This is a genomic window from Candidatus Melainabacteria bacterium RIFOXYA2_FULL_32_9, assembly GCA_001784615.1.
Taxonomy (GTDB): Bacteria; Cyanobacteriota; Vampirovibrionia; order Gastranaerophilales; family UBA9579; genus UBA9579.
Map to the genome: position 1 here is coordinate 1 of MFRQ01000055.1, position 2,177 is coordinate 2,177.

The 2,177-nt window shown below is 34.2% G+C and carries 1 protein-coding gene and 1 pseudogene (1 of these 2 running past the window's edge); one reads left to right on the forward strand and one right to left on the reverse strand.

Features of this window, described 5'->3' with window-relative positions:
- Positions 1-465 precede the first annotated feature (465 nt).
- A complete protein-coding gene (locus tag A2255_07310; GenBank protein ID OGI21716.1) occupies positions 466-1,245 on the forward strand; it encodes a hypothetical protein in 780 nt (259 codons plus the stop codon).
- Positions 1,246-1,522: 277 nt separating this feature from the next.
- Here the strand turns inward: A2255_07310 and A2255_07315 are convergent.
- Positions 1,523-2,177, reverse strand: a pseudogene (locus A2255_07315) (5'/3'-nucleotidase SurE); it runs 125 nt beyond the window's last position.

The window sequence follows — 2,177 nt, forward strand, 5'->3', positions numbered from 1 at the left end:
TTGCTCCCAGCATAAAAAATGACATATCTTTCTCCTTTTTCTCTTTGATATGTCTATATTTTAACATATTTTAGTTATGCGGTAATCTTTGTTTATGGGGTTGTTGATCTCTTCAGTGAAAAAGATATAGATGTTAATGGTGATGGTGTTAAAGATTGCAGCCACGGTAAGTTTTGTAATAGAGTTATTAAATCTATTATTCCCGATGCTAAGGTTGTTAACTTTAGACTTCATCCTGAACCCGGAACATTTGGGCAGAAAGCAGGCGGAACGAGTGTAATTAAAAGCTTTAATAAGATTGCTGATTGTATAAAAAATGGTCAAAAAATAGAAGCTATTAATTTTTCTCTTAGTGATAAGAAGAGCTTTAATGAGTTATCAGATTTACTAGGAATTCCAATTACTAGAAATAATATACATGAATATAAAGGTATAATTCGTGATTGGCTTAAAAATATAGATGATATGTCAGAAAAAGCTGCTTCTGATATAGATCCCAGGCTTGTTAATTTTCAAGGTATATATACGATGATTTCTGCCATAGAAGAGGTGACTAAGCTTGGAGTTCCTGTATATATTGCTGCTGGAAATTCAGGTCCTGATTATTTAAACCTTTTTAGTCTTGCAAAAGGTGCTATAACTGTAGGTGCATTTGATGGTGATAACGAGGATTCTGAAAGAATATACCTATCTGCCGATAACTCATTAGTAAACGGTAAAGGCAGAGGCGTGTTTTATACTTCTCCTGTTTTAAGAAAAGATGGATCCTTATCCGGTTATAGCATTATGGATAATAATCGTGTTGTGTTTAAAAAATCAGAAATTTCTAAAGATATTCCTGTTGTGGATAAGTTTGTTGGAAAACCATTAAAAGAGGTGTTAGCCCAGGAAGAAGATTATCCAGCCATGCATGCTTTGCAAAACATGTGGACGGATATGAAACCTGTGAAAAAATATAATGATAGAATTTCAAAATTAGATGGACTTTTATTTGATATAGATAAACTTGTCGAAACAAAATCCTTAAGCAAAGAAGAGGCAACTTTTTTAAATAGGCATGGAGATTATGTGGATTCAGGGATGAATCATGCTTTTAGGGTTGATAAAGATGGAAAAATCATAAGTGACCCTGAAAATAATGGAAGAAAGGCATTAATGAGTACTATAGGAACTTCTTTTGCAAGTCCATACCGATTAGCTCAAAACGAAAAGAAGAAATTTGCTGGAGATAATGACTTATGCTAGCAAATAAATGCTATTAGACCTTATTTATTGTCCATACAAGTAGTCTCAAAAGCCAAAAGTGTATAAATGTCATTGCGAAGATTCCAAAGGAATCTGTGGCAATCCATCCATTTTACAATTAAAAACAATTATTCAAAATCGGCAGGATCACCACGTTAGCACTTAGTGCCACCTCGTGATGACTTAGAAAAGTGACTGTGTCACCATCAAACTTACATGGCGCATAGGCTTCCTTAAGAATATTCTTTATATTATTTTTTACTTTTGAGACTTGTTCTTAATAACAAATTCCATCACAAAATGCTTTTTCTAACTCTGGCATGACGCTTTTATGTGTCATCTCAAAAGTTACAGGGGTGATGGAAATCTTATTATTTCTGATAGCTGTAATATCTGTTCCATCTTCTTCAGCAGCGTCAATTATTTCTCCTGCTAACCAGTAGTAGGTTTTTCCTCTAGGGTCTATACGTTTTTCATATGTATCAGTATACATACGTGTACCGAGCCTTGTGATTTGTATACCTGTTATATCATTTGCTGCTATTGAAGGTATATTAATATTTAATATGGTCTTTTTAGGGAAATTTATAGTTGCAATTTTATTCAAAAAATTAACTATAAAGTCAGCCGCATAAATAAAGTCTGCTTGTTGACTTGAATGTCCATTTGTCAGAGATACTGCGATACTTGGAATACCAAGAACAGCACCTTCCATAGCGGCGCTTACCGTTCCTGAATATAGTACATCAGCTCCAAGATTTGGGCCGTGATTTATTCCTGAAATAATAATATCTGGTTGTTTTTCTAGAATTGCACTTACCCCAATTTTGATGCAATCTCCAGGAGTGCCGGTTGTTTCCCAGGCACGTGCTACTTCAAATCCTATATCAATTTCATCTACTCTAAGGGGTTTATGAAGAGTTAAAGCATGA